The following is a 7227-nucleotide window of genomic DNA, read 5'->3' on the forward strand; positions in this document are numbered from 1 at the left end:
CGAGTGGAACGAAAGGAACCGTCCCTCCGTACCGGGACGGCATCGAAAGTGGGACAAAAAGAACCGTCCCCGCGTACCAGGCTGAGCTCCCGAGCGGTACGAAAAGAACCGTCCCTCCGTACCAGAACCGTCCCTCCGTACCGGGGTCAGCTGAGGGTGGGGCCGACCAACTCGTTGTAGGCGGCGGGCGAGGAGTCGACCAGGAGTTGCACGCAGCGTTCGTACTCGGCGTCCTCACCGATCTCCTTGGCCGCGCGGGCCAGCGCCCAGACGGCGCGCAGGAAGCCGCGGTTGGGTTCGTGTTCCCAGGGCACGGCACCGGAACCGCGCCAGCCGTTGCGGCGCAGCGCGTCCAGGCCGCGGTGGTAGCCGGTGCGGGCGAAGGCATAGCCGGCGAGCACTCCTTCGCGGTCACCGCGGTCGAGCGCCCGCTCGGCCAGGACCGCCCAGGCCAGGCTGGAACTCGGGTGCTGCGCAGCCACCTCGAGCGGGTCGGTGGAACCGAGCGCCGCCGCCGGATCCTCGGGCAGCAGGGTCGCCTGCGCACCGGGCGCGGCGAACGGAAGGTGAGCCATGCCGTCACCCTAGACGAGCCTGCGGACGGCGACAGGGAGCGCCCGTTCCGGCTCGATGTGAGTTGTGTCGCGCCAAGCTCTATGCTGCGGCCATGGTCGACGAGGACACCACCTTTCAGCTCCGGTTGGACCGTTACGGCCCCGATCTGCTCAGCGGATTGGCCGGCGCCTACGGCGAGGCCGCCCCACAACTGTTCGAGCGGCTGACGTCCCTGATGCGCAGCGCGTTCGCCGCCCGCAGCACCGACCTGAAGGTCCTCGACGAGGCCCGGTTGCTCAGTCCCGACTGGGTGCAGCGTCCGGACGCCGTCGGCTACGTCTGCTACGCCGACCGGTTCGCCGGGTCGCTGGCCGGGGTGGCCGACCGGATCGACCACCTCAAGTCGCTGGGGGTCAGCTACCTGCACCTGATGCCGCTGCTACGCCCCCGCGAGGGCGAGAACGACGGCGGCTACGCGGTCGCCGACTACCGCTCGGTCGACCCGCGCCTCGGTTCGATGGACGACCTGACCGCGCTCGCCACCACGCTGCGCGGCCAGGGCATCTCGCTGGTTGTCGACCTGGTGCTCAACCATGTGGCCCGCGAACACGAGTGGGCCGTCCGGGCCCGCGCCGGCGAGCAGAAGTACCGCGACTACTTCCACATCTTCGCCGACCGCACCGAGCCGGACGCCTACGAGCGCACCCTGCCGGAGATCTTCCCCGACTTCGCCCCGGGCAGTTTCACCTGGGACGAGGAGGCACAGGGCTGGGTCTGGACGACCTTCAACTCCTACCAATGGGATCTCAACTGGGCCAACCCGGACGTCTTCGCCGAGTTCGCCGACCTGCTGCTGTTCCTGGCCAACAACGGTGTCGAGGTGTTCCGACTCGACGCGATCGCGTTCACCTGGAAGGTGCTCGGCACCGACTGCCAGAACGAGCCGCAGGTGCACGAACTCACCCAGGCGCTGCGGGCGGTGTTGCGCATCGTGGCACCGGCCTGCGCGTTGAAGGCGGAGGCGATCGTCGGCCCGCAGGACCTGATCAGCTACCTCGGTCAGGGCAAGCACTTCGGCAAGGTGTCCGATCTGGCCTACCACAACTCGTTCATGGTGCAGCTGTGGGGCGCACTCGCCTCGCGGCACACCCGGCTGTTCGAGGTGGCGCTGTCCAACTTCCCGGACAAGCCGTCGAGCACCAGCTGGGCCACCTACGCACGCTGCCACGACGACATCGGCTGGGCGGTCTCCGACACCGACGCCCGCGGCGCCTACCTCGAGGGCCACACCCACCGGGCCTTCCTGTCCGAGTTCTACGCCGGGCTCTACCCCGGCTCGTTCGCCCGCGGGCTGGTGTTCCAGCACAACCCGATCAACAACGACCGGCGGATCAGCGGCACCATGGCCAGCCTGGCCGGTCTCGAGGCCGCGCTGGAACACGGCGACCAGGGTCAACTGTCGGACGCGATCGCCCGGGTGAACCTGCTGCACACCGCGATCCTCGGCTTCGGCGGCGTCCCGTTGCTCTACATGGGCGACGAGATCGGCCAGCTCAACGACCACAGCTACCTCGACGAGCCCGAGCACGCCGCCGACAACCGCTGGGTGCACCGGCCCCGGATGGACTGGGACGCCGTCGCAGCCGCGGACGCCGACCCGGGCACCCCGGGCGGACGCATCCTGGCCGGCCTGCGGCACACCATCGGCGTCCGGAAGCGGTTGCCGCAGCTGCACGCGTCCATCGAATCACGGGTGCTGCCCAGCCCCGATTCGCGGGTGCTGCTGCTCACCCGCAACCACCCCGAGGGCGTGCTGATCGAGGCCTACAACTTCAGCGAGGACGCCGTCGAACTGCCGACCTACGTGCTGCGTTCTCGGCTGGGCGACTCCGCCGTGGAGCAGATCAGCGGCTACGACTATTCGCTGGCTCCCGAGACCCTGCTCATCCGTCCCTACCAGCCGCTGTGGCTGACCGCCGGCTGAACTGAACCGGCCCGCGCTCCCCGACCGTCCGAACCATCGGCCCGACCAGCGAGGAGTGACCGTTGGCCACCTCTGATCGGCAGAGCGCGACGGCCGCCCGCCCGCCCGCGGTCTTCGCGTCCGTGGACACCCCGGCCGACGAGGCCCGGCAGTGGCTGACCGAGCATTTCGACCAGCAGGCCGCACAGGGCGAGCCGGACGCGCTGACGCCCGAGCAGCGGCTCGAACTCGCCCAGTTGCTCAGCAGCGCCTGGTGGCGCGCCGTATTCGAGGACGAACGCAGCGACGAGGACCAGGGCGGCAGCGGCCCGGCCGCGGACGCCGCCCGCGATGCCGATCCACACCCCGACTCCGGCGACGGCGGGGCTGCCGGAGCACTGCTCCGCCGGGCGCTCCCGCCGGCGGTGCGAGCCGCGGGCCGGCTGCCGCTGGGCGGACTCATCCTCGCGCTCTACCTGCGCAATCTCGCGAACAACGCCTGGGCGATGGCCTGGGACCACGAGCTGCTCAGCATCGCGATCGAGGCGTCCTGCGACGTCGCCGAGGCCTGCACCGACGACAGCACCGACGAACTCGACCGGCTGGGTTGGGCACTGCTGCGGTTCATGGAGCAGGAGTTCCGCGTCGAAACGGCACTGCTCACCGGCCGGCTGGAGACGGTGTCCGCGCTCGCCGAGGCCGCCGTCGCCCAGATCGAGCCGATCGTCGCCTCCGTCGAACGGTTGGACGCCGGCGACGCCCGGGATGCGCTGCTCCGCGAGGCCGCGAACGAAGCGACCTACTACCGTGCGGTCCGCGATACCGCAGCCATCGGCAAGCGGCTGTTCAGCGGCGACCGCAGCGATGCCAGTGCCGACCTGGAACGGGTGCGGGCGAATGTGCGGGCGGCCAGCTTCAACACGATGGACGCCAGTGAACTGCGCGGGCACCTGGCCGGGATCACCGCGCTGCACGCCGCCCGGCAGCGCGACTGGCTGCATGTCGACGAGGGACGCGTCCGGATCGTCTACCCGTTCGGCATCCGGACGACGGGGCACGACGACCCGATCGGCGTCGTCGCCACCCTGCGTCAGCAGGCACAGGCCCTGCGTGAGCGCGGCGGGACGCTGGGCACCCTGCCGGTGACCGACGTCCGGGGACGGCTGGAACTCAGTGACGTCTGGCAGGGCACCGATGACTTCGGCCGCGGCTACCGCGGCGCCACCATCGGGCTCGGCAACCTGACCCTGGAACAGCCCGGGGCGCAGCACCCGCTCGAGGTGGTGGAGACCCGCGTCCAGCTGTCCCACCTGGGCAACCACACCATCGTGTTCGAGATCCCACTGCGCGACGTCCCCGCGCATCGGGTGGCGCAGGCGATCCATCTGGCCACCCCGGTCTTCGGCGATCTGCATGAGATCGAGGACTGGCTGCGGATGCGGACGGCGTCCGGCCGCACGGTCTCGGGACTCCCGGAGGTCGTCGCGGCCCTGCTGCGCGACATCCGTGCGCTGCTGGACGCCAGCGGTGACGCGGTCGACGGCTCCCGGCTGGCCGCCCGCGAAGGATCGTTCGGGGTGATGGCCACCATCGTCGCGGCTTCCCGCGAAGGTCCGGCCGGTCGGCAGCCGCTGACCCACGCCAATGAGCTACTGGAGCTGTGGGGCATCCAGCCCTTGCTGCATCCGCTGCCCAGCGGTGCCGCCAGCGTCGCCGACTGGGCGCTGTACGACCTGGACGCCGTCCGCACCTGGTCGCTGCTGCACCTGAACAACGAACTGCTCGCCTCGAACAGCAATGTGACGCTGCTGGCTTCGTTCGGCTCACCCGACTACGCGGTGAGCGAGGTCGAGAGCTACCTCGAGTTCGCCCACAGCCTGCACGGCATGTATCAGGGCTGGCAGGACACCATCCGCTCTCACGTCGAGACCGTGTCCCGGCTGCTGCGGCAGGCGGTCGCCGTTGTGCCGCGCTCGCCCACCGGCCCTTCCGGCGAAGCCGCCGACGACCCCGAGCGGCGGGCCGCGGCGATCGCCGAGTTGGACGATCTGGTGCGCGACATCGAGCGCGCCGAACTCGAGTTGCAGGCGTTCGTGCAGTCCAGCGACGCGATCATGCTGTTCATCGATTCGCCGGCGATCGTCACCTCGCCCCCGCTGCGCACCGATCTCGACACGATCCTCGACTCGAACGGGTACCCGCGGCTGCGGGACGGGTTCATCCACGCCGTCCGCGACGTGCTCGGGACCCGGCTGCAGCCGCTGCTCGAGGTGGTGCACCGGCGGATGGCCCAGGCGTACGCAGCGGAAACCACGCGGCTGGAGCGCGAACGGCTGGAGGCCGAGGCCCAGGCCAGTGAGCGCACCGACCGCGTCTTCGACGTGCTCGGCGTCGTCTTCACCGTGATCGGCTTCTCCGGACTCGCTTCGGTGCTGCAGGCGGGACATCCCGACTGGGACGGCGGGGTCGCCTGGTGGTTGGTCGTGGCGATCCTCGCGCTCGCCGCCGTATCGGGCATCCTGTTGTCGTTCCTGCCCGGCCTCCGCGACCGGCACCGGTGGGGACGGCGAGCATCCACGAGATCGGAGCCATGATGGGCAACCCTACGATCCGCACCGTGACCGACGCCGCGGCGCTGGCCCGGCTCTACACCGACATCCTCGAACCCAGCTTTCCGCCGTCCGAACGGGTCACCCGCACCGACTTCGTCGAGGGCGGAGCCTCGGGCGCCTTGGATGTCCTCGCCGCGCAGGACGACGACGGGTACCTGGGTGCGATCGTCGGCGAGCGGTTCGGCAACGGCTACCTCGTCGACTGGCTGGCCGTCAACGGTGCCCGGCGGGGCGGCGGCACCGGATCGGCCCTGATCACGGCCGGGATCACCCGGTGGATCGCCGAGCCCGGCATCGACCTGGTGCTGGCCGAGATCGAGCGTCCGGACCTCTTCGAGCCACACCCGAAGTACGGCGATCCGGCACGACGACTGGCCTTCTACCACCGGCTGGGGGCCACGCTGCTCGACCTGCCCTACTACCAGCCGCCGATCAGCGAGGGGCTCCCCCGCGTCCGCAATCTGCTGCTGATCGTGCTCGCCGCCCGGGACGACACGCCGCCGCCGCGCACGCTGAACCTGGACGAGACCGCCGCCGTCCGCACCATGCTGCACGCGGCGATGGGCTCCCTCGAGGAGGGTGACGCCGAGACCGCCCAGGTCTATGCCGCCGTCGACAGTCCCTCGGGTGTGCGCCTGCTTCCGCTCACCGACTACGCCCAGGTGCCGGTCCTCGACCAACCGCGCTGAAGCCGTCCGAGGGTTTTCGACAAGCCCGACCAACAGTTTTGCGGTCGTCCCGGCGAACGCCGGGATCCCCGGCGCCGGTCCGACCGACAGGACCAGGCGAGATCCCGGATCAAGCCCGGGATGATGGAAAGCCCGGAGGACGGACGGGAACGGCAAAGACCCGCCGGAGTCCGAGGGCTCCGGCGGGTCTTGTTCCGAAAGGGTCAGTACAGGGTGGGATCGGCCTGCTTGACCGCCTCGACCTCGTCGGAGGTCGGGGCGTAGGCGCCGTTCTTGCTGACGGTGATGCCCGAAGTGACGACCGCGTTGTGCAGTGCCGACTGAACGTCGGACCAGCCGGCGTCGGCGAGCCGCTGACGCGCCTCGACCGAACCCAGCAGGCCGCTCTTCAGCAGACCGGCGATCAGCCCAGCCATGAACGAGTCACCGGCACCGACGGTGTCGCCGACGGTGACGTTCATCTGGTCGATGTGCAGCATGTCGCGGTTGTCGGCCAGCAGCGCGTACGCGCCCCAGGGCCCCCGGGTGACGACCACCATCGACGGTCCGGCCTTGATCCAGCGGCGCATCACGTCCTCGACGGGCTCACCGGGGTAGAGCCATTCGAGGTCCTCGTCGCTGACCTTGACCAGGTCGGACAGGCTGACCAGGTCCTCCACCCGGCCGACCACCTGTTCCGGCGCGATCATCAGCGCCGGACGGATGTTCGGGTCGTAGGAGGTGGTGGCATGGTCGCGGATCGCCCGCACGTTCTCGACCACCGCGGTGCCGCCCGGTTCGAGCGTGGCCGCGATGCTGCCGGTGTGCAGATGCCCGTACTTGGACAGGTCGTCGATCGCCGGGACGTTCCACTCGAGGTCGAACTCGTAGGTGGCGCGGCCATCGGCGTCCAGGTGGGCGAAGGCGACGGCGGTCTTCTCGGCCGAGTCGGTACCCGGCACGATCGACACCCCGGACGCGGTGGCCCACTGCGCGAGCCGGTCACCCCGTTCGTCCTTGCCCCACCAGGCGCAGATGCTGGCCGGCTCACCGAGCGTGGCGACACCGGCCGCCACGTTCAGCAGGCTGCCGCCCACATGCTCCTTGGTGGAATCCTCTCGGATGACGACGTCGATCAACGCCTCGCCGAGACACAACACTTCGCGGTCAGACATCAGTGTCCTTTCGCGGCGAGCGGATCGCCGCTGTCATTCGGATCATGGGTCAAGCCAAGCTTGGCCTCCATCTCCTCCAGCGGTACACCCTTCGTCTCAGGCATGACCTTGAGCACCCAGAACAGCTGGCCGACCATGAAGACCGCGAAGACCGCGAACGCCACGCCGCCACCGAGGCCGTTGATCACCGGCGGGAAGAAGGTCGAGGTCAGCCAGGCGAACACCCAGTGGGTCAGCGAGCCGAAGGACTGGCC

The 7227-nt window shown here is 69.9% G+C and carries 6 protein-coding genes; 3 read left to right on the plus strand and 3 right to left on the minus strand.

Annotated features, from left to right (window positions below):
* Positions 1-146 precede the first annotated feature (146 nt).
* Positions 147-575, minus strand: a complete 429-nt coding sequence (locus Q0066_RS03265) for a DUF3151 domain-containing protein (RefSeq protein ID WP_298130002.1) — start codon at positions 573-575, stop codon at positions 147-149.
* A gap of 92 nt (positions 576-667) precedes the next feature.
* Between Q0066_RS03265 and Q0066_RS03270 the strand changes: the two genes are divergently transcribed.
* The 3 genes from Q0066_RS03270 to Q0066_RS03280 all read left to right on the plus strand — a co-directional run bounded on the left by Q0066_RS03270 (position 668) and on the right by Q0066_RS03280 (position 5819).
* Positions 668-2539, plus strand: a complete 1872-nt coding sequence (locus tag Q0066_RS03270) for an amylosucrase (protein ID WP_298130004.1) — start codon at positions 668-670, stop codon at positions 2537-2539.
* Positions 2540-2601: 62 nt separating this feature from the next.
* On the plus strand, positions 2602-5112 hold the full coding sequence (locus tag Q0066_RS03275) for a hypothetical protein (protein WP_298130006.1): 2511 nt from the start codon (positions 2602-2604) through the stop codon (positions 5110-5112).
* A 23-nt stretch (positions 5113-5135) separates the two neighbouring features.
* Entirely contained in the window at positions 5136-5819 is a 684-nt protein-coding gene (locus tag Q0066_RS03280; protein ID WP_298130009.1) for a hypothetical protein, read from the plus strand.
* 203 nt (positions 5820-6022) lie between these two features.
* On the opposite strand, the gene Q0066_RS03285 is transcribed toward Q0066_RS03280, so the two are convergent.
* Positions 6023-6973 carry a carbohydrate kinase gene (locus tag Q0066_RS03285; RefSeq protein ID WP_298130011.1) on the minus strand — a complete coding sequence of 317 codons (951 nt, stop codon included), beginning with the start codon at positions 6971-6973 and terminating at the stop codon, positions 6023-6025.
* Positions 6973-7227: MFS transporter (locus tag Q0066_RS03290; protein WP_298130013.1), on the minus strand; the 255-nt coding region annotated here is incomplete at its 5' end. The genes Q0066_RS03290 and Q0066_RS03285, both read right to left, overlap by 1 nt.

Source organism: Micropruina sp. (genome assembly GCF_027492755.1).
Classification (GTDB): domain Bacteria; phylum Actinomycetota; class Actinomycetes; order Propionibacteriales; family Propionibacteriaceae; genus Micropruina.

Excerpts from the sequence above, each read along its gene's own strand:
- Q0066_RS03265 (WP_298130002.1), bottom strand. The coding sequence starts at position 575 with ATGGCTCACCTTCCGTTCGCCGCGCCCGGTGCGCAGGCGACCCTGCTG.
- Q0066_RS03285 (WP_298130011.1), bottom strand. The coding sequence starts at position 6,973 with ATGTCTGACCGCGAAGTGTTGTGTCTCGGCGAGGCGTTGATCGACGTC.
- Q0066_RS03270 (WP_298130004.1), top strand. The coding sequence starts at position 668 with ATGGTCGACGAGGACACCACCTTTCAGCTCCGGTTGGACCGTTACGGC.